18 protein-coding genes are annotated in these 24,960 nt (G+C 72.8%); 14 read left to right on the top strand and 4 right to left on the bottom strand.

Going from position 1 to position 24,960, the window contains the following annotated elements; translation table 11 throughout:
- Positions 1 to 20 precede the first annotated feature (20 nt).
- The 3 genes from nirB to Raf01_RS11440 are packed head-to-tail and all read left to right on the top strand — an operon-like array spanning position 21 to position 3,975.
- Positions 21 to 2,453 carry a nitrite reductase large subunit NirB gene (nirB, locus tag Raf01_RS11450; RefSeq protein ID WP_203917900.1) on the top strand — a complete coding sequence of 811 codons (2,433 nt, stop codon included), beginning with the start codon at positions 21 to 23 and terminating at the stop codon, positions 2,451 to 2,453.
- A complete protein-coding gene (nirD, locus tag Raf01_RS11445) occupies positions 2,450 to 2,851 on the top strand; it encodes a nitrite reductase small subunit NirD (protein ID WP_203917774.1) in 402 nt (133 codons plus the stop codon). Before nirB ends, nirD begins: the two co-directional genes overlap by 4 nt.
- Positions 2,848 to 3,975 (top strand): uroporphyrinogen-III synthase, encoded by a 1,128-nt coding sequence (locus Raf01_RS11440; protein WP_203917773.1) that lies wholly within the window; start codon positions 2,848 to 2,850, stop codon positions 3,973 to 3,975. The genes nirD and Raf01_RS11440 overlap by 4 nt, the downstream gene beginning before the upstream one ends.
- A gap of 23 nt (positions 3,976 to 3,998) precedes the next feature.
- Here Raf01_RS11440 and uppS read toward each other — a convergent pair whose 3' ends face one another.
- A complete protein-coding gene (uppS, locus tag Raf01_RS11435; RefSeq protein WP_203917772.1) occupies positions 3,999 to 4,775 on the bottom strand; it encodes a polyprenyl diphosphate synthase in 777 nt (258 codons plus the stop codon).
- Between the two features lie 281 nt (positions 4,776 to 5,056).
- Between uppS and Raf01_RS11430 the strand changes: the two genes are divergently transcribed.
- The 5 genes from Raf01_RS11430 (at position 5,057) to Raf01_RS11410 (ending at position 11,778) form a co-directional block, all read left to right on the top strand.
- On the top strand, positions 5,057 to 5,569 hold the full coding sequence (locus Raf01_RS11430; protein WP_203917771.1) for a GNAT family N-acetyltransferase: 513 nt from the start codon (positions 5,057 to 5,059) through the stop codon (positions 5,567 to 5,569).
- A 143-nt stretch (positions 5,570 to 5,712) separates the two neighbouring features.
- Positions 5,713 to 8,169 (top strand): putative bifunctional diguanylate cyclase/phosphodiesterase, encoded by a 2,457-nt coding sequence (locus Raf01_RS11425; RefSeq protein ID WP_239133545.1) that lies wholly within the window; start codon positions 5,713 to 5,715, stop codon positions 8,167 to 8,169.
- On the top strand, positions 8,169 to 8,978 hold the full coding sequence (locus tag Raf01_RS11420) for a cyclase family protein (RefSeq protein WP_203917769.1): 810 nt from the start codon (positions 8,169 to 8,171) through the stop codon (positions 8,976 to 8,978). The genes Raf01_RS11425 and Raf01_RS11420 overlap by 1 nt, the downstream gene beginning before the upstream one ends.
- 159 nt (positions 8,979 to 9,137) lie before the next feature.
- Positions 9,138 to 9,578: an ArsR/SmtB family transcription factor gene (locus Raf01_RS11415; protein ID WP_203917768.1), complete on the top strand. Its 441-nt coding sequence runs from the start codon at positions 9,138 to 9,140 to the stop codon at positions 9,576 to 9,578.
- Positions 9,579 to 9,831: 253 nt separating this feature from the next.
- On the top strand, positions 9,832 to 11,778 hold the full coding sequence (locus tag Raf01_RS11410; protein ID WP_203917767.1) for an anthranilate synthase family protein: 1,947 nt from the start codon (positions 9,832 to 9,834) through the stop codon (positions 11,776 to 11,778).
- On the opposite strand, the gene Raf01_RS11405 is transcribed toward Raf01_RS11410, so the two are convergent.
- A complete protein-coding gene (locus tag Raf01_RS11405; RefSeq protein ID WP_203917766.1) occupies positions 11,729 to 12,772 on the bottom strand; it encodes a helix-turn-helix domain-containing protein in 1,044 nt (347 codons plus the stop codon). The genes Raf01_RS11410 and Raf01_RS11405 overlap by 50 nt on opposite strands.
- A 66-nt stretch (positions 12,773 to 12,838) precedes the next feature.
- Here Raf01_RS11405 and Raf01_RS11400 point away from each other — a divergent pair, with 66 nt between their 5' ends.
- Positions 12,839 to 14,038 carry an MFS transporter gene (locus tag Raf01_RS11400; RefSeq protein ID WP_203917765.1) on the top strand — a complete coding sequence of 400 codons (1,200 nt, stop codon included), beginning with the start codon at positions 12,839 to 12,841 and terminating at the stop codon, positions 14,036 to 14,038.
- A gap of 73 nt (positions 14,039 to 14,111) precedes the next feature.
- Here Raf01_RS11400 and Raf01_RS11395 read toward each other — a convergent pair whose 3' ends face one another.
- The gene (locus Raf01_RS11395) at positions 14,112 to 16,235 is read right to left on the bottom strand and encodes an MMPL family transporter (protein WP_239133528.1); all 2,124 of its coding nucleotides are present in this window, start codon (positions 16,233 to 16,235) and stop codon (positions 14,112 to 14,114) included.
- 493 nt (positions 16,236 to 16,728) lie between these two features.
- Positions 16,729 to 17,379, bottom strand: a complete 651-nt coding sequence (locus Raf01_RS11390; RefSeq protein ID WP_203917763.1) for a phosphotransferase — start codon at positions 17,377 to 17,379, stop codon at positions 16,729 to 16,731.
- A 681-nt stretch (positions 17,380 to 18,060) separates the two neighbouring features.
- On the opposite strand from Raf01_RS11390, the gene Raf01_RS11385 reads away from it, so the two are divergent.
- The 5 genes from Raf01_RS11385 (at position 18,061) to Raf01_RS11365 (ending at position 24,941) form a co-directional block, all read left to right on the top strand.
- Positions 18,061 to 19,155, top strand: a complete 1,095-nt coding sequence (locus Raf01_RS11385; protein WP_444544545.1) for an LCP family protein — start codon at positions 18,061 to 18,063, stop codon at positions 19,153 to 19,155.
- Between the two features lie 91 nt (positions 19,156 to 19,246).
- On the top strand, positions 19,247 to 21,157 hold the full coding sequence (locus tag Raf01_RS11380) for a sugar transferase (protein ID WP_239133527.1): 1,911 nt from the start codon (positions 19,247 to 19,249) through the stop codon (positions 21,155 to 21,157).
- A 106-nt stretch (positions 21,158 to 21,263) separates the two neighbouring features.
- Entirely contained in the window at positions 21,264 to 22,643 is a 1,380-nt protein-coding gene (locus tag Raf01_RS11375) for a hypothetical protein (RefSeq protein WP_203917761.1), read from the top strand.
- Positions 22,643 to 23,737: a glycosyltransferase gene (locus Raf01_RS11370; protein ID WP_239133526.1), complete on the top strand. Its 1,095-nt coding sequence runs from the start codon at positions 22,643 to 22,645 to the stop codon at positions 23,735 to 23,737. The genes Raf01_RS11375 and Raf01_RS11370 overlap by 1 nt, the downstream gene beginning before the upstream one ends.
- Positions 23,724 to 24,941 (top strand): glycosyltransferase family 4 protein, encoded by a 1,218-nt coding sequence (locus Raf01_RS11365; protein ID WP_203917760.1) that lies wholly within the window; start codon positions 23,724 to 23,726, stop codon positions 24,939 to 24,941. Before Raf01_RS11370 ends, Raf01_RS11365 begins: the two co-directional genes overlap by 14 nt.
- Positions 24,942 to 24,960: the final 19 nt, after the last annotated feature.

Genomic DNA, 24,960 nt, shown 5'->3' with positions numbered 1-24,960 from the left:
TCGTGGTCGTCGGCAACGGCATGGTCGGCCACCGGTTCGTCGAGTCGCTGCGCGCCCGGGACGAGGACGGTCGCCACGAGGTCGTCGTCCTGGCCGAGGAGCGGCGGCCGGCGTACGACCGGGTACGGCTGTCCGAGTGGTTCGACGGCACCGACCTGAGCCTGGCGGACCTGCCCGGCGTCGAGGTCCGGCTCGGTGAACCCGCCCGGGCGCTGGACCTCGCCGCCCGGGTGGTGTCCACTTCGGACGGTGAGTACCGGTACGACACGCTGGTGCTGGCGACCGGCTCGTACCCGTTCGTGCCCCCGGTACCGGGCCGGGACCTGGCCGGCTGCTTCACCTACCGGACCGTGGACGACCTGGCCGCGCTCGCCGGGTACGCGGCCGGCAGGGGTACCGGCATCGTGGTCGGTGGCGGACTGCTCGGCCTGGAGGCGGCGAACGCGCTGCACCGGCTCGGCGTCGCCACGCACGTCGTGGAGTTCGCGCCCCGGCTCATGCCGGCCCAGGTCGACGACGCCGGAGGCGCGATGCTCCGCCGGCACATCGAGGATCTGGGGCTCACCGTGCACACCGGGCGTACCGCGTCCCGGATCACCGGTACCGGCGAGGTCAGCCAGGTGGTCTTCGAGGACGGTGGCGTGCTGCACGCCGACGTCGTCGTGTTCGCGGCCGGGGTGCGCCCGCGCGACGACCTGGCCCGTGCCGCCGGGCTGACACTCGGCGCCCGTGGCGGCGTACGCGTCGATGAGGCGTGCCGCACGTCGGACCCGCACGTGTACGCGATCGGTGAGTGCGCCGAGATCGGCGGCCGGGTGTACGGCCTGGTCGCCCCCGGCTACGCCATGGCCGAGGTGGTGGCCGACCGCCTGCTCGGCGGCACCGCCACGTTCCCCGGCGGGGACACGTCCACCAAACTCAAACTGTTGGGCGTCGACGTGGCGTCGTTCGGCGAGACGGCCGGCCCGCTCGACGTCACGTTCACCGACCCGGCGACCCGGGTGTACGCCAAGCTCGTCCTGTCCGACGACGCGCGGACGCTGCTGGGCGGGGTACTGGTCGGCGACGCGAGCGCCTACCCCACGCTGCGCGCCTGCCTGGGCGGGCCGCTGCCCGGGCCGCCGCTGTCGCTGCTGGCTCCGGCCGGTGCCGGGGACCCGTCTGGAACCGGGGGACTGTCCGGCACCGCGCAGATCTGTTCCTGCAACGCCGTCACCAAGGACACGATCGTCGCGGCGATCCACGACGGCTGTGCCGACGTCGCCGCGGTCAAGGCGTGCACCCGCGCCGGTACCACCTGTGGTTCGTGCGTACCGCTGGTCAAGCAGCTGCTGGCCGAATCCGGTGTGGCGATGCCCAAGGCGCTGTGCGAGCACTTCGACGCGAGTCGTCGGGAACTGTTCGACATCATCCGGGTACGCGGCATCCGCACGTTCTCCGAACTCGTCGCGGCGCACGGCCAGGGTCGGGGCTGCGACATCTGCAAGCCGGTCGTCGCGTCGATCCTCGCCTCCACCGGCGGCGGCTACATCCTCGACGGCGAACAGGGTGCGCTCCAGGACACCAACGACCACCTGCTGGCCAACATCCAGCGCAATGGCACGTACTCGGTGGTGCCCCGGATCCCGGGCGGCGAAATCACTCCGGAGAAGCTCATCACCATCGGGGAGGTGGCGCGTGATTTCCGGCTCTACACGAAAATCACTGGCGCGCAGCGCATCGACCTGCTGGGGGCGCGGGTCGAGCAGCTCCCGCAGATCTGGCGGCGGCTGGTGGACGCCGGCTTCGAGTCCGGGCACGCGTACGGGAAGGCGGTGCGCACCGTGAAGTCGTGCGTGGGTACCACCTGGTGCCGGTACGGCGTGCAGGACTCGGTCGGTCTCGCGATCGCGCTCGAGCTGCGCTACCGCGGGCTGCGCTCGCCCCACAAAATCAAGGCGGCGGTGTCCGGCTGCGCCCGGGAGTGTGCGGAGGCACGGAGCAAGGACTTCGGCATCATCGCCACCGACGCCGGGTGGAACCTCTACCTGGGCGGCAACGGCGGGTTCCGGCCCCGGCACGCCGAGCTGTTCGCCAGCGACCTGGACACCGAGAGCCTGGTGCGATATGTGGATCGGTTCCTGATGTACTACATCCGCACGGCCGACCGGCTGCAGCGCACGGCCGGCTGGATCGAGGCGATGGACGGCGGCCTGGAGCACGTGCGCGCGGTCATCGTGGACGACGCGCTGGGCCTGGCCGGCGAGCTGGACGCGGCGATGGCCGAACACGTCGGGTCCTATGTGGACGAATGGCGGTCTACACTGGACGATCCGGACCGGCTGGGGCGGTTCGTGTCCTTCGTCAACGCGCCGGACGTGCCGGACCCGTCCATCGCGTTCGAGGTGGAGCGCGGCCAGCCGGTGCCGGCCGGTGCCGGGCGCCAGCCGGTCATGCTGGGGGTGCCGCGATGACGGCCGCCGTCGTGCGCGAAACGCCCGCCGTGGCAGTGGAGTGGACCGCGGCCTGTCCGTACCGTTGCCTGGAGCCGGAGCGCGGCGTCGTGGCGCTCGTCGGCGGCGTACCGGTGGCGGTGTTCCGCGTCCATGACGGCCGGGTCTACGCGCTGGACAACATCGACCCGTTCTGCGGCGCGAGCGTGCTGGCCCGGGGGATCGTCGGCACTCGGGGGGACGCGCCGACCGTCGCGTCGCCGATGCACAAGCACGTGTTCGACCTGCGTACCGGACGTTGCCTGGACGACCCGGAGGTGGTGCTGCGCACGTACCCGGTCCGCCTGCGCGACGGCCTGGTCGAAGTGGGCGGCCTGCTCCAAGTGGGCGGCCTGGTCGAAGTGAGCGGCCAGGGATGAGCGACGAGCGGCCGGGCGAGGACCGCGCGCTCACCGGCTTCACCGTGGCGATCACCGCCGACCGGCGCCGGGACGAACTGGCCGCCCTGCTGCGGCGCCGGGGCGCCCGGACCGTCTCGGCGCCCGCGCTGCGCATCGTGCCCATCGCCGACGACGCCGAACTGCGCGCCCGCACCGCCGACCTGGTGCGCCGGCCGCCCGGCATCGTGTTCGGCTCCACCGGCATCGGCATCCGCGGCTGGCTGGAGGCGGCCGAGGGGTGGGGGCTCGCCGAGCCGCTCCGGGCCGCGCTGAGCGGGGGGTACCTGATCGCGCGCGGCGCGAAGGCGCGCGGTGCGATCCGCGCGGCCGGGCTCGCCGAGGACTGGTCGCCGGACTCGGAGTGCTGCGAGGAGGTGCTGGCCCACCTGCTGGAGCGCGGGGTGGCCGGGCAGCGGGTGGCTGTCCAGTTGCACGGCGACGACCAGCCGGAGTTTGTCGCGGCGTTGCGCGCCGCGGGTGCCGAGGTCATCGAGGTCACCGTGTACCGGTGGGCCCCGCCGGCCGACGCCGCACCGGTGCACCGGCTGGTGGACCTGATCCGCGCGCGCAGCGTGGACGCGGTCGCGTTCACGTCCGCCCCCGCCGTCAGGGCGCTGTTGGCCGTCGCGGGTACCCGGAACGAGGAGGTGCTGCGCGCACTGCGTACCGGTGTGCTGGCCGCGTGCATCGGACGGGTCACCGCGGCTCCGCTGCTGGCGCACTCGGTGCCGGTGGTCGCGCCGGACCGGGCCAGGCTCGGGGCGCTGGTGCGTACCCTGGTCGACGAGCTGCCCGGGCGCGCGCCAACGGTGTCCGTCGGCGGTCACGAACTCATCCTGCGCGGGCACGCGGCACTGGTGGACGGGCGCCTGCGCCCGCTGCCCCAGTCGCCGATGGCGGTGCTGCGCGCACTGGTCGCGGCGCGGGGCCGGGTGCTGTCCCGCGGCGAGTTGCTGGAGGCCCTGCCGCGCGGGTCTGACGAGCACGCCGTCGAGATGGCCGTCGCCCGGCTGCGAACCGGGCTCGGCCATGGCGACTACGTGCGGACGGTGGTCAAGCGCGGGTACCGGCTGGCGGTCGACGAGTCCGCCCCGCGCGGCTAGGCGGCCTGGGCCAGCGGCGGCGCTCAGCGGCCGAAGCGGCGCTCCCGGGCGGCGTAGCTGCGCAGCGCGCGGAGGAAGTCGACCTCACGGAACGCCGGCCAGTACGTGTCGCAGAAGTACAGCTCGGAGTAGGCGCTCTGCCACAGCAGGAAGTTCGACATCCGCTGCTCGCCACTGGTGCGGATGACCAGGTCCGGGTCGGGCAGCCCGGGGTTGTAGAGGTGCGCGGTGATGTCGTCCATGGTCAGGCTGTCCGCGATCTCGTCCAGCGACTCGCCGGCCTCCGCCCGTTCGAGCAGCAGGTCCCGCATCGCGTCGACCACCTCCTGCCGGCCCCCGTACCCGATGGCCAGCGTCACGGTCGCGCCGGTGGGGCAGTCCCGGGTCGCCTCCACCACCTCCTTGAGCGCGCGCGCCGTGCTGTCGGGCAGCAGGTCGAGGACCCCGGCGACGTGGACCTGCCAGCGGGTGTCCGGTCGGCGCAGCCGGTCGGCCACCACGTCCTCGATCAGGCGCATGAGCGAGGCCACCTCGGTGTCCCCGCGGCGGTCCAGGTTCTCCATCGAGCACAGGAACACGCTCACGTGTTTGATGCCCATCGTCTCGCACCAGGACAGCAGATCGTCGACGTGCTCGGCGCCGTACCGGTGGCCGACGCTCGGGTTCGCCATCCCCATCTGGCGCGCCCAGCGGCGGTTGCCGTCCATGATGAGCCCGACGTGGCCGGGCAGCGGACAGGCGAGAACCTGGCGGCGCAGCCGGCGGGCGTAGAGGCGGTAGAGGGGACGGGCGATTCGCACGGATGGATCCTTTCCGTTGCCGCAGTGGTGGCCCGTCGGGCGGGCCGCCGGGGAGGATATCAATGATGATCAGCGTGCGGCGACGGTGATCACGGTGACGAGCGGGCCGCCGGTGAACGTGCCGGCCGACGCACAGCGAAGGGAATGGTAGTCAACGCACACGACCTGCGGCGTTCTAAGCTGTGAGCGTTGTGCGGGGGGATTGTGAACGGGGGCCGGATGCGAGCCGACAGTGTCCGGACGTCGGTGTCGTGCGCGGGCGACCGGTGCCAGCGTCCGGCATGCTGACCATCCGGCGTTTCCGCGACCCGGACGCACCGGTGCTGTGGGCGCTGAACGCGTTGCCGAACATCGGCGCGACGGCCGACGGGTCGATACCCCTGCCGCTGCCCCCGGCCGCCGCGCCGCCGGTCGGGTTTCCCGACCTTGCCGACGTGACACGGTCCTTCGTGCACACGGGCGGCGACTTCCTCGTCGGCGAGTTGGACGGGCACCTCGTCGCGATGGGCGGCATCCGCCCCGGCACCGGCGGCGTCGCCGAGGTCCTGCGGATCCGGGTACACCCGGCGACCCGGCGCCGGGGCATCGGGCGGGCGTTGATGACCGGGCTGGAGCGGCGGGCGGTCGAGCTGGGGATGCGCGGCACGCACCTGGACACGGCGACCAACCAGCCAGAGGCGATGGCGTTCTACGAGAGCCTGGGCTACCGGGAGATCGGCCGGGAGCACCGGCCGGAGTGGACGTGGACCCTCGTCTACTACGCCAAGACGCTGGAGCCGCCGCCCGGGTCGTGACAGTCGCCACGCTCCGAACCCGCTGACCGGCACTGAAGAGGCTCGGCATCACCGACACGCGCGGCATCCATCGAGAATGATCATCTTGGCGGCATGCGGTACGGTACCTCGGCAACGGATACCTGCGACCCGATCGGTGGGTGATGACTCCACCCCGGCTGTGTGCGCGGCTGGTCCTCGCGGCCGTTTCCGTGTCGGCGATTCTGCTCGTCGACAGCTTCGGTGTGCTGGCCGGCCGGGCTCCCATGATCATAGACGACGCGGCGCAGCTGTGCGGGGGCGCCCTCGCCGCCGCGTCCTGCGCCTGGACCGCCCGGCGTGCCAGTGGCGTCGAGCGGGCCTGGCGGTGGCGCATCGCCATCGGCATGGCGGGCTGGAGTGCCGGCCAGCTGATCTGGTCGTGGTACCAGATCGTCGCGCAGACGCCGCTGCCGTCGCCGTCCTGGGCCGACGTGGGCTACCTGACGCTGCCGGTGTTCGGGTGCCTGGCTCTGCTGTCGATCGCCGCCGGGAGCCTGGAAGAGCGCGGCCGGGACCGTGACTGCCCCCGGCGTGCGGCCGGCGACCGTGCGGTGCTGTGTTCCTGGTTGGTACTCGTGCTCGACGGCCTGATCGTGGTCGGTTCGCTGCTGGTGCTCACCTGGACGACCGCGCTCGGTGCCGTGGTGAAGGCCGGCGCGCCGACCCGGGCCGCGTTCGCGGTCGCGATCGCGTACCCGGTGACCGACCTGATCCTGGTCGTGATGGTGATCCTGCTGCTGGCGACCCGGCCGCTGCCACAGCGGCTGCGCCCGCAGCTGGTGCTGTTCGGCCTCGGTCTGGTCGGCCTGGCCGGCTCCGACAGCGTCTTCGCCTACCTCGTGGCCAGCGGCGCGGACACCATGCCGCCGATCGCCAACGCCGGCTTCATCGCCGGACCGGTGCTCATCATGCTGGCGGCGCTGACCCCGCGCGGCCCGGCCGGGCATCCGCCCGAGGTGCCCAGTGCGCGCCGTGTCGGGTGGGCCCACCTGCTGCTGCCGTACCTGCCGCTGGTCGGCACCGGCGCGTTCGTCCTCGGCGGGGCGCTGACCGGCAGGCGGGTCGGCACGTTCGAGGCGTACGTGGGCGTCGCCCTCGTCGTCCTCGTCGTCCTCCGACAGATGATCACGTTGGTGGACAACCGGATACTGCTGGAGCAGTTCTCCGAAGCGCAGCGGCGGCTGCACCACCAGGCGCACCACGACGCGCTGTCCGGACTGCCCAACCGCGCGCTGTTCCGGGAACGGCTCGCGCAGGCGTGCGACAGCCGCCGTCCGGGTGGCCTGCCGGTCGTGCTGCTGTTCATCGACCTCGACGACTTCAAGTTGGTCAATGACAGTCTCGGCCATGACGTGGGCGATGTGGTGCTGCGGGCGGTCGCGCAGCGACTGCGGTCCTGTGTGGACGATCGCGACCTGGTCGCGCGGCTCGGTGGCGACGAGTTCGGGGTACTCATCGAGCACGGCTTCGCGCGGCCCGGTGAGGCCGGCGAGCGCGTCCTCGCGGCGCTGCGCGAGCCGTTCGAGGTGGTCGGCCGGCCGTTCACGATCGGGGCGAGCGTCGGAGCGGCGGTCGCCGACGGCAGCGAGCCGGACCTGACCGCCGACGCGCTGCTGCGCCGGGCCGATGCCGCGATGTACTCCGGGAAGCGGCGCGGCAAGGGACTGTTCGTCACGTACGGGCAGGACGCCGTGGACGCCAGCCACGACCCGGCGCTGCCCGGCCTGCTGGCCGAGGCGCTGTCCGGCGACGGGGACGCCGGCCTGGACGTGCACTACCAGCCGATCGTCCGGATCGCCGACGGCCAGCGGCTCGCCGTCGAGGCGCTGGCCCGGTGGACGCACCCGGTCATCGGTTCGGTGCCGGCTCCGGTTTTCGTGGCGATCGCCGAACGCACCGGGCTGATCGGCCGGCTGGACGACTTCGTGCTCGACCGCGCCTGCCGCGACCTGGCCGGCCACCTCGCCGAGTACGGCGGCGACGTGACCGTGCACGTCAACATCTCGGCCAGCCGGCTCGGCGAGCCCGACGTCGAACTGGCCGCCGACGACTGCCTGTCCCGGCACGCGCTGGCGCCGCACCACCTGGTGCTCGAGGTGACCGAGAGCAGCCGGATCCCCGACCCGGCCGCCGCGGTCCGCAGCGCGCGACGGCTGCGCGGCATGGGCATCCGCCTGGCGCTGGACGATTTCGGCACCGGGTACAGCACGCTCGCGCTCCTGCGCGAGCTGCCGCTGGACATCATCAAGCTCGACCGCAGCCTCACCGACATCGTCGACGGCGCGGCGACCGGCCTGCCGCCGGACGCGCTGTGTCGCGCGGTGGTCTCGATCGCCGACGAGATGGGCATCATGGTCGTCGCCGAGGGGGTGGAGACCGGCGAGCAGGTCGCCGCGCTGAGCCGGATGGGCTGCCGGTACGCGCAGGGCCACCGGTACGGGCGGCCGGCGCCGTTCGACGCGGTGTTCGCGGGCGGCGGGCACCAGCCGCCGGGGGCGACGGACGAACAGACGAGTGCCGGCGCGCGGGTGCCGGCCCGGACGAGAGACTTGGGAGTCGCGTGGACAGAAGGAGACTGATGGCGGCCGCGGCCGGTGGCGTCGTGGGCGGGGTGGCCGCCGGAGTGGCGGCGGGCGCTCCGGCCGACGCGGCGGGGCCGGCGGTACGGCTGGACGGGCTGCGGTTCGTGAGCCTGTCGCACGTGAACGATCCGGCCACCACCAACGTGTTCCCGGGTGACCCGCCGTTCACCCTGGAGACGATCGCCACCATTCCGGAGGACGGCTACTTCCTCCAGTTCGTCCGCGAGGGCGAGCACACCGGTACGCACTGGGGCGCGCCCGGGCACTTCAACACCGGCGAGCCGCTGGCCGACCAGCTCGACCCGGCCGACCTGTTCCTGCCTGCCGTGAAGATCGACGTCCGGGACAAGTGCCGGCACCGCCCGGACTACGCGGTGTCCATTGAGGACATCAAGGACTGGGAGCGCACGCACGGCCGCATCCCCAACGAGTCCGCCGTCATCATCTGGACCGGCTGGGACGCGCTGTGGGGCACGTCCGCGTACCCGAACCAGGACGCGGACGGCGTGCTGCACCAGCCCGGGTTCGCGATCCCGACCGTCCAGTGGCTGATCGACACCGGCCGGCTCGGGTACCGCGGCGCGACCGGTACCGACACGTTCAGCCCCGACGTCGGCACCGACGAGACGTACACCGTCTCCAAGCTCGTGTACCAGCGGCACCGGATCAGCCTGGAGATCCTGGCCAACCTCGCGGCGCTGCCGGCCACCGGCGCCTGGATCCTGGCCGGCGGCCACATCAACCGCGACGGCGCCGGCTCCACCGCGCTCATCTTCGGCATCATCCCGCCGGGCACCCGGGCGTGACTCCCCGGCCGGGCCCGGTGCCGCCATCCGGGCCCGGCCGCGGCGGCCCGCGTACCGCCGGATCGGGCTGGCGCTCCGGGACGTTGTCGAGCCGCCCCCGCGTCGCCGCCCTTAATCTAAGCTTTGTCTTATCTAAGCCTGCCTTGTACTGTTGATGACGTGCATGCGTTCGATGTGCTGGGCGACCCGGTCCGCCGCCGGATCCTGGAACTGCTGGCCGACGGCGAGTTGACCTCCGGGGCGGTCAGCGAGGTCATCCGCGCGGAGTTCGGCATCTCCCAGCCGGCCGTGTCCCAGCACCTGCGGGTGCTGCGGGACAGCGGGTTCACCAGCGTGCGGGCCGAGGGCACCCGCCGCCTGTACGCGATCGACGATGGACCGCTGCGGGAGGTCGACGCGTGGCTCGACCGGTTCCGCGGGTTCTGGGGGCAGCGCATGGACGCCCTGGCCACCGAGCTGGCGCGGGGCAGGCGCCAGCGACGGGCCGCGGACGCGAGCGGGTCGGCGGGCACGACCGGGACGAAGGGCGTGAGCGGGGCCACGGGCGAGGGCAGGACGACGGGCGAGGACGGCACCACGCCGGTCGAGCGCGCGGGCTGAGCGGCCCCGCCGGCCAACGTCCCGCGCTGCGCTCCACGCGCGGGGGACCGGTGCTTGCCCCACGCCCGCGCACCCCGTAGTGTTCCCCGCGTGTCCGTGCGACTGAACTGCTGGTGGCCCGCCTGACCAGGCGGCCCACTCTCCGCGCGACACCACACCACCGCGGCCGCCTTTCGAGGCGGTCGTTTTTCGTTGCCCCGGGCTCCGGGCTGGCCGCCCCGACACGCCGCCGCCCGACCCGAGGGGAACACCGATGTCCAACCAGCCCGACACCGCACTGCTCGACACGTTCCGCACCGGCGTCCCGTTCGCCCTGCTGCGCCGCGAGGGGCGCGAACACGTCGAGATCCTGACCGGCCCGGTGGAGACCGTCGAGCGCCTCGCCGACATCCCCGCGCCGGTTTCGGCCTCCGATCCGGAGGTGCTCGCTCTCGTCCCGTACCGCCAGGTCCGCGAGCGGGGCTTCGAATGTGTCGACGACGGCACGCCGATGCGTGTCCTGCGGGTCGCCGCCCGCGCCGAGGCGAGCGTCGACGACGTGCTGCGAGCCATCGACGACCGGCCGGTCACGCTGACCGGAGGTGCCTTCGACATCGACGACCAGACCTACGCCGGGATCGTCGCGCGGGTGCTGGGGGAGGAGATCGGCCGGGGAGAGGGCTCCAACTTCGTGATACACCGCGTCTTCGAGGCCGGCGTCGACGGCGACCCGGTACGGGCCGCGCTCACCGTCTTCCGCGGGCTGCTGCTCCGGGAGCGCGGCGCGTACTGGACGTTCGTCGTGCACACCGGCGACCGCACGCTGGTCGGCGCGACCCCGGAGCGGCACGTGAGCGTCGACGACGGGCTGATCATGATGAACCCGATCAGCGGCACGTTCCGCCACAGCGGCCGGGTGCCGGACAAGGCGGAGATGCTCGCGTTCCTGAGCGACCGCAAGGAGATCGACGAGCTGTCCATGGTGCTGGACGAGGAGCTGAAGATGATGGCCCGGGTCGCCGAACGCGGCGGGCAGGTCGTCGGCCCGTACCTCAAGGAGATGACCCACCTCACCCACACCGAGTACCTGCTGGCCGGCACCGGCTCGCGCGACGTGCGCGAGGTCCTGCGGGAGACCATGTTCGCGCCCACGGTCGTGGGCAGCCCGATCGAGAACGCCTGCCGGGTGGTGGCCCGCCACGAGGGGCGCGGGCGTGGGTACTACGGCGCCGTGCTCGCCCTCATCGGCCGCGACCCGGCGGGGCGCCAGACACTCGACGCGCCGATCCTCATCCGTACCGCGGACATCGACCACACGGGACGCCTGCGGGTACCGGTCGGTGCCACCCTGGTACGGCACTCCACGCCCGAGCGCGAGATCGCCGAGACCCACGCCAAGGCGGCCGGCGTACTGGCGGCGCTCGGCCTGCGCAGTGGCCCCGGGCACGGCACCGAACCCGACAGCGCGCCGGGCCGTGACGCCCAGCCCGGCGGCGACGAAGCGCCGGGCCGTGAGGCCCAGCCGGTGGTGCGGTTCGCCGCGGACCCGGAGGTCCAGGCGGCCCTGCGGCGGCGCAACGCCACCCTGGCACCGTTCTGGATGCGCTCGCGCGACGCCGACCAGTACCGCGACCCGGCGCTGGACGGCCGGCGGGTGCTCGTCATCGACGCCGAGGACACCTTCACCGGCATGCTGACCCACCAGTTGCGGGTGCTGGGCATGTCGGTGACCGTGCGCCCGCACACCGGCATCGGTTCCACCGACGGGTTCGACCTGGTCGTACCCGGCCCCGGCCCGGGCGACCCGCGGGTGGCCGACACCAAGATGACCCGGATGCGGGTACTCGTCGAGGAGACGCTGGCCGCGGGGCGCCCGATGCTCGCCGTGTGCCTGGGCCACCAGGTGCTCGCGTCGGTACTCGGACTGCCCCTGCACCGCAAGCTCAGCCCGTACCAGGGGATGCAGCGCGAGGTTCACATCTTCGGCCGTACCACGCGGGTGGGCTTCTACTCCACGTTCATCGCGCGCTGCGAACGGGACCGGTTCGACAGCCCGTACGGGCAGGTCGGTCTCGCCCGCGACCCGAAGACCGGCGACGTGTACGCGTTGCGGGCCGCCACGTTCGCCGGCGTGCAGTTCCATCCCGAGTCGGTGCTCAGCCAGGACGGCATCACGCTGGTGCGCGACCTGGTCGCCGGTCTGCTGCCGGCCCGCGTCTGACCGCGGGGGACACCGTCGCCGTGCTGGCCAGCGCGTCGCCGAGCGGGGTCCGCTGGTACAGCACCGACCGGCCGGACCTCGCCCGGTGCAGCAGGCCGGCACGGCGCAGTACCGCCAGATGGTCCCCGACCGCACCCACCGCGAGGCCGAGACTCGCCGCGAGCTGGCTGGTGCTGGCCGGCTCCCGCAACGCGCCCAGCAACCGCGCGCGGGTCCGGCCGAGCAGGTCGGCGAGCGCGCCGGGATCGGTGGCGGAGGAGCGCTGCCACAGCACCCCGACCCCGCGCGCCGGGTAGGTCACCGCCTTCGGCCACGGATCCTCGAAATGCACCGCCAGGCCGGGGAACACGAATACCGAGGGGATGAACAGCAGGCCCTTCCCACCCAGGGAGATCTCGCCGTGGTCCGCGGCCCGGAGCACTTCGATGTGGTCGGCACGCCAGCGCAGGCGCGGGTGCAGACCGTCGAGCGCGCCCGCCCAGCCGAGCCGGCCGAGTTGTCCGGCCCGGTACACCACATCGCGCTCGCAGATCGCGCGCAGTTGCGGCCAGTCGCGGGCGAGCAGCTCGTGCCAGGCCACGTCGAGCGCGTCGCAGATCCGTTCGAGGGCGTCGTGGCCGGTCAACGTCGCGCGCACCCGCCGGTCGGCGGCCGGCCGCAGGGCCAGGCAGCGCGCGATCTCCCGGCGGGCGCGCGCCGGATCGCTCGCGCGTACCGCCGCGAGGTCGTCCTCCCAGGTCTGCGCGAGGCCGAGCGGCGGTTGGGCGATGAAGTCCGGCCCGTGGCCCCGGCTCTCCAGCGCCACCACGGCATCCAGCTCCGACTCCTGGCGCAGCCGCCGGTACGCCGGGACCAGCCGGGCCGACCAGTCGGGCGGCAACTGCCGGCGGGACAGGCCGGACAGGATCCGCAGCAGGCTCAGCAGTTCGAAGACGGGGGACAGCGCGAACCGGCTGTGGGACAGGTCCTCGGCGCCGACCCGGAACCGGAGCATGCGCCGATGTTACGCCAGGGGACGTAACAGTCGACGAATCCGAGGGCCGCCACCAGGCTTTCCGGCATGACCATCACCGCGCAACGGGACCGGGCCACCTACCGCCAGGTGCTCGCCGAGCCCCGGTTCCGCCTGCTGTTCGCCACCCGCTTCGTGGCGATCGCCGCCGACACGCTGCGGATCCTGGCGCTGTCCGTGCTGGTCTTCGCCGTGACCGGCTCGGCGTTGCTGTCCGCGGTCACGTACGGCATCGGGTTCCTGCCGCAGGCGGTCGGGGCGGCGCTGCTCGGGACGCTCGCCGACCGGATCCGGCCGCGTCGCCTGATCGCCGCCGGGTATGCGCTGGAGGCGGTCACCGCGGCGGTACTGGCCCTCGTGCACCTGCCGGTCGCGGCGAGCCTGGGGATCGTCGCCGGGATCGCCTGCCTCACGCCGGTCTTCGGCGGCGCCTCGACCCGGGTGGTGGCCGAGGTGCTGACCGGCGACGCGTACGTGCTCGGCCGGTCGCTGTCCAACATGTCCTCGTCGGCCGCCCAGCTGCTCGGCCTCGCCTGCGGCGGCGTCGCGGTGGCCGCGGTCGGCGCGCGCCATGCCCTGCTGGCCAGCGCCGGCTGCCACCTGGTCGCGGCGCTCGCCGTGCGCCTGCGCCTGCCCGACCTCGCGCCGCCAACCGGTACCCGGAAGGGCTCGACCCTGCGGCAGAGCCTGTCGAACAACCGCCGGCTGCTGGCCGACGCCCGGGTGCGTGGGCTGCTGTTCGCGCAGTGGCTGCCGCCGGCGTTCTTCGTCGGCGGGGAGTCGCTGATCATCGCGTACGCGGCCGCCCGCCGGTTCCCGCCCGGCTCGGCGGGGATGCTGATCGCCTGCGTACCGGTCGGGATGCTGGTCGGTGACTTGGTCGTCGGCAGGTTCGTCGCCCCCGGTACCCGGGAACGTCTCGTCGTACCACTGGTGGTCGTGCTCGGGCTGCCGCTGGTCGCGTTCGCCGCCGACCCGCCCCTGGTACTCGTGGCGACTCTGCTGGTCCTCGCCGGTACCGGCTTCGCCTATGCGTTGGGTCTGCAGCGCCGCTTCCTGGACGCGCTCCCGTCCAGCTCCCGGGGCCAGGCGTTCGGCCTGCTGTCGGCGGGCCTGATGACGATGCAGGGAGCCGGGCCCGTCCTCTTCGGATTCGTCGCCCAGCTCGCCTCGACCGGGGTGGCCATCGGGCTCGCCGGCGCGGCGACGGTCGTCGTGGCGCTGATCTGCCGGGACAGGCCCGTCTGATGGACCGGCCCGGCTGTGGTCCGCTACGGGCCGATCCGGCCCGGCCGGGATGTCCCCGGCCGGGCCGGCTCCGTCACCGAGGGGCGCCGGCTTCCACCGGCTCCCGGGCGGCCGGCGCCTTCTCGTGCGCCTCGTCCTGGTGGCCCGGCCACCAGGCGGCGTGACCGATGAGCGCGGTGATCGCCGGGGTGAAGAACATCGCCATGACGAACGCGGCGATCACGATGCCGAACGAGACCGCGAAGCCCATCTCCGACAGGATGTCGTTGCCCGCGAGCAGGAGCGACCCGAAGGTACCGGCCAGGATCACGCCGGCAGCGGCGATGGTCGGACCCGCGTGCCGGACGGCGAGCGCCGCGGCCTCGCGAGGACTGCGGCCCTCCCGGGCCTCCTCCCGAAGCCGGGCGATCATCAGGATGTTGTAGTCGGTGCCCAACGCGACCACGAACAGGTACATGAACACCGGCAGGATGAACAGCAGCCCGGGGTCGCCGCGCAGGTTCTGGAAGATCAGAACCGTGGCGCCGAGCGTGGCCGCGAAGCCCAGACCGACCGAGGCCATCAGGTACCACGGAGCCACCAGGCTACGCAGCAACAGCCCCAGGATGATCATGATGAGCACCGCGGCGACCGGGAACACGACCAGGTAGTCGTGGTTCATCGCGGTCTGGATGTCGGCGAACACCGAGGTGAGCCCGCCGACCAGGGCCGTGGTGCCGGGCGGCGCGGCGGCGTGCGCCGCGTCGCGCAGCGGTCCGATCGCCGAGATCGCGGCCGACGACTGCGGATCCGAGGTCAGGATGACGGAGTAGTTCGCGACCGAGCCGTCCTTGGATAGCTGCGGGCCGGTCACCGAGCCGACGCCGTGCACCGTCTTGAGCTTGTCGCCAAAGGTGGCCAGCGTGGACTTGTCCAGCCCGGCGCCACCGTCCGACCGTAGGAACACGCTGGTCGGCTCGGTCGATCCGGCCGGGAAGCCCTTCTGCAGGTCGGCGAGGGCCACGGTGGACTCGGCGGTCTTCGGCAGCGAGCTGGACCCGAGGTCGAAGTTGGCCTTGAAGCCCAGGGCGCCGATCGCGAGCACGACCATGACCAGGCCGGCGACGCCGGCGAACAGCCCCGGACGGCGGCCGAGCGCCCGACCGACGGCCGCCGACTTCGACCCGCTCGGTGCCGAGCGCCACGCCTTCGACGGCCAGAACACCTTCGTGCCCAGCAGCGAGACCACCGCCGGGATCAGCGTGAGGCCGGCCAGCAGTGTGACCGCGACCGCGATCGCCAGCGACGGGCCCATCGACTTGAACAGGCCCAGGGTGGAGAGGGTCAGCGCGAGGAAGGCGATGATGACCGCCCCGGCCGCCGAGGCGATCGCCTCGCCGACCCGGGTCACCGCGCTGATCATGGCCTGCTTGGAATCCTCGCCGGACCGCAGCCGCTCCCGGTACCGGAACATCAGGAACAGGATGTAGTCGGTACCGATGCCGAACAGCACCACGATCAGGATCTCGTTGATCGAGCTGTCGGCCTTGAGGTTGAACGCCTTGCTGGCGATGGCGATGAGCCCGGTGGCGACCTGGGAGACCACGCCGATGGTGATGACCGGGAGCAGGGCGACGACGGGGCTCCTGAAGATCACCAGGAGCAGCACGATGATCAGCAGGATGGTCGCCAGCCCGACGATCGCTTCGGCCCGGTTGCCCGATTTCTGCGAGTCCAGTTGCTGGGCCGCCGCGCCGGTGATGCCCACCTTCAGGCCGGTATCCGCGACCAGCGGCTTGAGGTCGGAGCGCATGGTGGAGACCGCGTTGGTCTGCGTCTTGTCGGCCGGCCCCTTCGGCTCGACCATCGCGACCGCGGCCGTCTGGATGAGCTTGTTCGTCGACGGCGGGGTCGCCACGATCTGCCGGACACCGGTGATCTGCTTGTCCGACAGCGACTTCGCGATCGCGGCCACCTTCGCCGCGTCCTGGTCGCTCAGGGCGCTGCCGTCCTGGCGCTCGAACACCATGATCGCGTCGGGCGTGAACGCCTGCGGGAACGCCTTGGACTGGACGTTGGCCGCCTGGATCGACTCGTAGTGGCTCGGCAGGAAGCTGGACTCATCGGTGGTCGAGGTCAGGCCGGGGGACAGGGCGATGATCGCCGCTGCCGCCACGATCCAACCGAGAATGACCCACCAGGGATGGCGAACCACCATCCGTCCTAGTCTTGCGAACACCCCAGCCTCCTGGTCCCCGTAGTGACGTGCTTCGGGTGGCAGCTTACCGGCCGTCAAGTCAGGGACCGGATCCGGGGTGACCGGGCCTGGTCAGCCGGGTGCCGGGAGGCCCCGATGCCGGGTGCGGTGGCCGGACCTGGCGGCGATCCGCGGCTCAGGCACCCGGACCCGGGCATGCTAGCGCCCGGATGTCAACGGCGGGTTAAAGACCGGCGAAGCGGTCACCCCGGCCGCTTGCGACTCTCCCTGGCCTCCCGGCCGCCCGCGTGCTCTGGCATCCCCGGCTGTTCGCGACTGCCCGCCTGCGCTGGCCTCCCCGGCCGCCCCGCGACTGCCCGCGTGCCCTGGCATCCCCGGCTGCGCACGACTGCCCGCCTGCGCTGGCATCCCCGGCGGCCCGCGACTGCCCGCGTGCCTGGCATCCCCAACTGCTCCCGACTGCCCGCCTGCCGCGACTGCCCGCCTGCCGCGACTACTCGGGCGCCGCGATCAGCGCCGCGGCTGCCGGGAGCAGCCGTGCCTCGTCCCGGGTGAGGTTCGGATCCGCGGCCCGCAGCGCGACCGCCTCGTCGAGTGCCCGCCGGGGATCGCCGTCGGACCGGGCGAGGAAGCCGCGCACTCCGGCGGCGGCCAACTCGGCGAGGTCGTGGGCCGGGTCGACCGCGATCTGAGCCATGATCAGTGCGGTCATCGCGGTGTCCAGGTCCGGCGGACCCTCGGTCGCGTTCCGCCAGTCGATGACGACGGCTCCCCGCGAGCTGAGCATGACGTTCTGCGGATGCAGGTCGAGGTGCACGACGCGGACGGCCGGGTCGCGGGACAGCCGGGCGGGTAGCGCGTGCAGTCGGGTGTGCAGGTCGGCAAGCTGACGGCCACCGTCCGCGGGATCGAGCGTCCCGGACACGAGGGCGTCGAGCATCGTCGGGCCGTCGAGCCGCTCCATCACCAGGTCGGTGCCGTCCGCGGAGTCGACCCGCGGCACCGGGAACCCGAGACCACCGACGTACGCCATGACCTCGGCCTCCGCCGAGACGTCGGCGCCGTCGCGGTACCGGCGCAGCACCCGTCCGGAGTCGAGCGCGAACACGTCCGCGGAGCGACCACGAGCCAGCGGCGTCGGCATCGCGCAACGGTACCGCCGGCCTGGGCGCCGGCTGTCGTCCCGGCTGTCGGCATGGCTGACGCGCGGCGGGCATCGGCGAGACGCGGCAACGGCGCCGCGGAGGGGATGGCAGAAAGATATAAAGGTATGTCCGCGATCCGCGATCCGCGATCCGCGATCCGCGATCCGCGATCCGCGATCCGCGATCCGCGATCCGCGATCCGCGATGCCGGCAGGCGGGCGTCGGCGGCGCGAAGGCGGTGGCGCGAGAGGTGACCGGCGCAAGAGAGGTGGCGGCGCGAGAGAAGTGACGGCGCGAGAGGCGACGGGCAGGTCTGAAGCGCATCGCACAGCGACGGGTCTCCGACTTTCACCGCGATGCGGGAGAGTTCCCTTATCCGTCATCTCGGTCAATGACCGGCCGGTACTGGCCAGGTACCCCAGGTCGCGGGCCGGATCGTCGTCGCCACCGGCGGTACCGAACCCGGGGGCGTCGGACCGTCGCACCCCGTCAGTACGATCTGCGGCATGCCACGCCGTTCAGGTCCCGCTGAGACAACCGCGCCCGCTGCCGACGATGGAGTGTCCGAAGCGACGACTCCCGAAGCGGGACAGGATGAGGCTCACCGTTCCGATGGTCGGTCCGCCGACGTGACCGCCGACGGCCAGTCCGCCGACGCTCAGTCTGTCGACACTCAGGTCGTGGACGGCCAGTCCGCGGACGGTCATCCGGTCGATGGCAAGCCCGCCGACGAGAAGCCGGCCGATGGCCGGCCGACCGAGGCCGCGCCGGTCGAGAAGCCAGTCCGCCGCCGGCACCGGGTGCGCCGCATCGTCCTCATCTGCGCGATCGTTCTCGTGGTGCTCGTCGCCGGCGGAGTCACGGCCGCGGGCCTCTACGTGCACTCGGTCGACAAGAGCGTCAAGCGGGTCAACGCGTTCAGCGGCGTGCCCGAGCAGTCGCGCCCGGTCAAGGTCGCGGCCGACGCGGAAAATCTGCTGCTCCTGGGCAGCGACACCCGCGACCCGAACAACACCGGGGGCTCGCGCAGCGACACCATCATCCTCGCCCACCTGCCCAAGGGGCATGGGAGCGCGCAGCTCGTCTCGATCCCGCGCGACACCTGGGTGCACGTCCCCCGGTCGCAGGATGGCAAGCACGGCAACGTCGACGCGAAAATCAACGCCGCCTATGCCTGGGGCGGCGTCCCGCTCGTCGTGCAGACGGTGGAGAGCTTTACCGGGGTGCGCATCGACCACGTCGTCCTCGTCGACTTCTCCGGGTTCAAGGAGATCATCGACGCGCTCGGCGGCGTGGACATCTACGTCGACAAGGCGTTCACCTCCACGCACTCGCTCGACCCCTCCAACATCCGGCACTTCAACCAGGGCATGCAGCGGATGAACGGCGCGCAGGCGCTGGACTACTCGCGTGAGCGCTACGCGTTCGCCGACGGCGACTTCGCCCGGATCCAGCATCAACAGCAGATGATCAAGGCTGTTCTCGACAAGGCCGCCTCGGCCGGGGTGCTGGGCAACCCCGCCAGGTTGAACTCCTTTGTCCGGGCGACCGCGAAGGCCGTGCAGGTCGACCAGACGCTCTCGCTGGTCAGCCAGGCCACCGAGCTGCGCAATCTGCGCAGCGGCAACCTGACGTTCTTCACCAGCCCGTCGAAGGGCACCGGCCAGGTCGGCGACCAGAGCGTGGTCTTCGCCGATACCGCGAAGGCGAAGGTGCTCTTCAACGCCGTCCGCGACGACAATGTCCCCGCGATCATGGCCGCGATGAAGCAGTGACCGAGGCCGCCGGGCACCCGGCGGTGCGGGCGGGCCGCACCCGCCCAGATGCCGCCGCCGGCCGGGGGCCTGCGGCGGAACGGGGGAGACGATGGACATCGCCGGTACGCCGCCGGTGGGCAGCTGCGAGGCGACGGCCGCGCCGCTCGACGACGGCACGGTGTCGCACGACGGCACGGTGTCGCACGACGGCACGCTGTCGCATGGCGGCACCGTGCCGCACGACGGGACGCGTCCAGATGGGACGCGGCTCGACGACAAGCCGCACGGCCCCGCGCGCCTCGACGAGAAGCAGCGCGGCTCCGGGCGGTTCGACGACAGGTCGGGCGGTCCCGGGCGGTTCGACGAGAGGTCGAGTGTTCCCGGGCGGTTCGACGACAGGTCGGGCGGTCCCGGGCGGTTCGACGAGAGGTCGGGCGGCTCCGGGCGGTTCGACGAGAGGTCGAGTGATGCCGCGCGGTTCGACGACAGGTCGAGCGACTCCGCGCGGTTCGGCGACGACCGACCGGTGATTCCCCGGCCGCGCCCCCGTCCGCACGCCGGCAACGGGCGGAGGCCGACGGATCCCGCCGTGGTGCGGCGGGACGCGCCGCCCGCGGGCCGGGCAGCCACCGCTGGCGGGGCGGCGACCGCGGGCCGGGCTGCCACCGCGGGCCGGGCGGTCACCGCCGCGCGTACCCGGCCGCTGCGGGCCTGGATGCTGACGGCGCCGGTCGACCTGCTCGCCCTGCTGGTACCGCTGACCGTCAGCACCCAGTATTGGCGCGGCACCCTGTCCGCTGCCGCGCTGACCATCGTCTTCTTCGCGTCCGGCGGCCTGTACCGGGCGCGCCGCCACATCAGCATCCTCGACGAGCTGCCGAACCTGTGCGGCCGCCTGCTGGCCGCCGCCGCCGTCATCGGGGTCGTCGCGGCCGTGCGCCACGAGTCCGTCGGGTACGGCACCAACTTCCTGCAGGGCATCCCGGCCTCGGCTGTCTCGGTCATCCTCGGCCGGGTACTGACCAGGAACGCGGCGCTGTTCGCCCGTCGCCGCCGGTGGGTGGCGCACAACGCGGTCATCATCGGCAACGGCCCGATCGGCGTCGCGCTGGCCGAACTGCTCCAGCGGTACCCCCAGTACGGGCTGCGCTTCGCCGGCCACGTCGACTCCGCCGCCCGCCGGGACATGGTGTCCGGCGCGCTGGTCGGGACGCTGGACGACCTGCCGGAGACCGTCGCGAGGACGCTGTGCGACGTCATCATCATCGCTGACCCCGACTGCGCCGAGTCCACTCTCATGGAGATCGTGCGCCAGCCCGGCTGTGCCGGCTGCGACCTCTGGGTCGTGCCGCGGCTCTGGGGTTCACGGGCGCACGGCACCCTCACCGACCACGTCGGCGCGGTACCCGTCGTGCGGATCGCCGACACCACGCTGTCCGGGCCGCGCTGGGCGGTCAAGCGCGGGTCGGACATCGTCTTCGCGTCGCTCGCCCTGATCGTCCTCAGCCCGGTGCTGCTGCTCTGCGCCATCGCGACCCGGCTCGACGGCGGGCGCGGCATCTTCTTCCGGCAGGAGCGCATCGGGCGCGACGGCAGGTCGATCCAGCTCATCAAGTTCCGCACGATGCGGCCGCACGACGAGACCGAGTCCCAGACGAAGTGGTCCATCGCGGGTGACCAGCGGGTCAGCGCGTTCGGCCGGTTCATGCGCCGCACCTCGCTGGACGAGCTGCCACAGTTCTGGAACGTCTTGCGTGGCGACATGACCGTGGTCGGGCCGCGACCCGAGCGGCCGTACTTCGTGGAGAAGTTCTCCGCCGAATACCCCGGCTACGCGATGCGCCACCGGGTGCCGGTCGGCCTCACCGGGCTCGCCCAGGTCAGCGGGTTGCGGGGGGACACCCCGATCTCGGACCGGGCCCGGTTCGACAACTACTACATCGAGAACTGGTCGCTGTGGCTCGACATCAGGGTGCTGTTCCGCACCATCATCGAGGTGTTCCGGGGAGGCGGCCGGTAACCGCGCGCGGTGGTCTGTCCCGGACGTTCCCGGTACCCGTACGTGTGCAGCCCATTCGCGTAGGGCAGTGAACTTTTTTTCGCACCCGGTTGGTACTCTCCGGTTCGTGAACGATGAGGCGCGTCAGGATTCCGGCGCAGAAACCGGCGGGCAGCCGCAGTCGCCCTGGTCGAACGCCGTGCCCGGGCAGCGATCGCCGCAGGCACCGGTGCCGCCGGCGAACAATCCCGCCCCGGAAAACTGGCCGCCCGCCCCGGAGTCGCCGTTCGCGCCGCCGTCCGCCGGGTCGCCGTACCCGCCCGCGCCCGCCCTACCGGTCGACCAGCAGTTCACCGCGCAGTCGCAACCACCGCAGCCGCCGCACCCCGGCGACCAGCCATTCCCGCCGCCGGGCACGGACTCGCCGTTCGCTCCCGTGCCGCCGGGGGTCGGGCAGTACCCGCAGCAGCCGGGGCCGTCGTGGCCGCCCGCCGGCGCCGATCCCGAGACGCACACCTGGACGGTCCCGGCCGGGCCGGTCTCCGGGGGGCCGCAGTCCGGGCAGGGCGACCAGCCGTTCGCGTCCGGTCCGGTGTCCGCGCCGCCGCAGGGTGCCGATGAGCCGTTCGCCACGACGCCATACCCGTCCTGGCCGCCGGCGGGCGATCCGTCGGCGACACCGCCGTGGACGTCGTCGTTCCAGACCGGCCCGGTTTCCGCGCCACCGCAGGGCGGGGAGCAGCCGTTCGCACCCGGCCCGGTCTCGGTGCCTCCACAGCCACAGCCGCAGCCGCCGCACACCCCGGACCAGCCGTTCCAGACCTGGGCCGACCCGCGGTCGACCGCCGGCCCTGCCCGGATCGTGCCGTCGCCACCACGGCCGAACCGGTCCCGGTTCATCATCGGGCTGGCCATCGGGTTGGCGGTCGCGGTCCTGGTCGGCGTGGGCGGCTACTTTTTCGGCGCGCAGGGCGGCAAGCCGGACGCGACGCCGTCGGCCGCGCCGAGCGCCGCGCTCAACCCGTTCGAGGCCAGCCAGATGCTGCTCAACCGGCCGAAGTTCTCTGGGGACCTGGTGCCGCTGGCGGAGCCGTGGCTGCCGTACGTCGGCGGGTGTCTGACCAACGACGACGCGGGCGGCCCGAAGCTGCCGGCCGACGCGAGCAAATACGTGGTCTGCCGGTACGGCGGCGTCAACGTCCAGTTCGCACAGTTCAAGTCCCGGGACGAGCTGAACACCGAGCGCACGTACCGCGAGCAGCTCAACCTGACGACCGGGTCGCTGGCTCCCGGGCAGCAGCCGCCCGCGCCCACCAACGGCGGTGTCAGCGGCGCCAAGGGCAACTACGTCGAGTACGCGCTGAAGACCGGCGACGGCCGCGCGCTGTGCGGGATCTGGTGGGACCGCGACGGCAGTTCGGCCGCGTTGCTGATGGAAGCGATGTGCAAGGAGGACCTCGGCAACAGCTGGGCTCCGCTGCGCGACCTGTGGCAGCGGTACAGCTGATGACCCTGCTGGAGGGCCGCACCGTCGCGGTCGTCCACGAGTGGTTCAGCGCCACCGGCGGTTCGGAACAGGTCTTCCTCGCTATCGCCGGACTGGTCCCGCACGCGGCCCGGTATGTGCTGTGGGCCGAACGGGACGCGCCGACCCGGACGTTGGCGCTGTCCCAGTCCTGGCTGGCGCGCACGCCACTGCGCCGCAGCAAGGCCGCCGCGCTCCCGGTCATGCCGCTGGCCTGGCGGACGCTGGACCGGACCAGGTTCGACGTGGTCATCTCCTCGACGCACGCGTTCGCTCACACCGTCCGGCTCGGCCCGCCGGAGCGCACCCGGTACCTGAGCTACGTCCACTCGCCGGCGCGCTACCTTTGGAGTCCGGCGTTCGACGGGCGCGGCGCCAACCCGTTGCTCGCCGCGCCGCGCCGGATGCTCCAGGCGGCCGACGTGCGGCTCAGCCGCCACGTGCACGCCTACGCGGCCAACTCCCGCGAGGTCCAGGCGCGGATCAGGCGCTACTGGAAGCGCGACGCGACAGTCATCAACCCCCCGGTGGACGTCGACTTCTTCGCCACCTGCCCGCCCGAGCAGCGCGACGCGCCCCGGGAGTACCTGCTCGGGGTCGGGCGGTGGGTGCCGTACAAGAACTTCGACCTGATCGTCGCCATCGCCGCGGAGGCGGGGCTGCCGCTGGTCATCGCGGGTTCGGGTCCGATGGAGGCCCGGCTGCGCCGGCTCGCCGCCGTCGCTCCGGTACCGGTCACCGTCGAGGTGCGGCCCAGCCGGGAGCGGCTGCGCCAGCTGTACTGGGGAGCTCGCGCCCTGCTCTTTCCGGCGCACGAGGACTTCGGCATGATCCCGGTCGAGGCACAGGCGTGCGGCACCCCGGTGATCGGCCTGCGCCGCGGCGGCCTGCTGGAGACAGTCGTCGACGGCGAGACCGGGTACCTGGTCGACTCCCTCGAACCGCGCCCGCACGCGGAGGCGGTCCGGCGCCTGCCGGACCTGGCGACCGACCGGATCCGGGCGCACGCCCGCACGTTTTCCCGGGACCGGTTCGACGCCCGGATGGCGGAGTGGATCGCGGATGTCGCCGCCTGAACCGGCCTCCGTGGCCCGCGAACACGTCGACGGCCGGGCAGCGGGCCCGGTCACGACGATCGTCGACTGCAGCGGTGTCGGCCCCGGCGGGATCACCCGGGTGCTCACCGAGATCGTGCGGCACTGGCCGGCGGGGCACCGGCTCGAACTCGTCGCGGTACCGCCGGCCTGGGCGGTCCCGCCCGGACGCGATGGCGACGTGATCGTCCTCTCTGGACAGTCCGGCGGCCGGGCCCGCACGATCGCCACGGCCACGGCCGCGCTGCGCCGGGCGACCGGCCACGCGTCACGCGGTTCCGGGCGGGAATCGTCCGGCGGATCGGTGCGGGTACTGTCACTGAGCCCGTCGCTCGCGATCGCCGGCAGCCGGCTGCCGGTCACGACCGTGGTGCACGACCTGGCGTTCAAGCTCTGGCCGTACGGCATCCCGGCGGCGGTCCGCCAGTACCGGCGGGTCAGCTACGCGACCGCGGTCCGGCGTTCGGCGCACCTGATCTGTGTGAGCGCACGCACCCGGCACGACCTGTCCGGCGTGTACGGGGTGCCGGCCGCGCGCACCGCGGTGTGGCACCCGGGCAGCGATGTCGACGCCACCGGGCCCGGCCGGCTCCCCGCGTCGCTGGCCGAGATCCAGGCGCGCGGCCAGCGGTACCTGGCCGTCGCCGGCCACGCCGCACACAAGGGTGTGGAGCTGGCCATCGACGCGCTCGCGTCCGACCCGCGGTACGTGCTCGCGGTGCTCACCGGGGGCCAGCGGATCCCGGAATTCGAACAAGCCGCGGCGGCGTCCCCGGCGGCCGGACGGATCGTGTTCCTCGACCGGCTGAGCGACGAGGACTACGTCGCGGTGGTGTCCGGCGCGGCCGGGTTCCTGATGCCCAGCCACTTCGAGGGCTACGGGCTGCCGGCCGCCGAGGCGCTGCGGCTCGGTACGCCCACGGTCATCTCGCCCGATCCGGCACTGGCCGAGGCCACCGGCGGCGCCGCGATCCAGATGGACAGCTGGACCGGTGCGGCCCTGGCCCGCGCGCTCGCCCGACTCACCCAAGCGAGCACCGTCCAGGTAGGAACGACGGAGCGCAGCCGGAGCCGGGGTGTGGCGGAGGCGCCGCGTGAGCTGCCGGCCCGGCGCTCCTGGCGCGAGGCGACCGAGGAACTGTCCGCGCTCGTCCTGGGGGCTCCGGCGGCGCCCGTTCTCGGTTAGGGGCTCACCGTGCGGATCG

This window comes from Rugosimonospora africana (genome assembly GCF_016862975.1).
Classification (GTDB): Bacteria; Actinomycetota; Actinomycetes; order Mycobacteriales; family Micromonosporaceae; genus Rugosimonospora; species Rugosimonospora africana.
The sequence above is the reverse complement of the archived record's forward strand: the minus strand, read 5'-3'. Positions and strand labels throughout refer to the sequence as shown.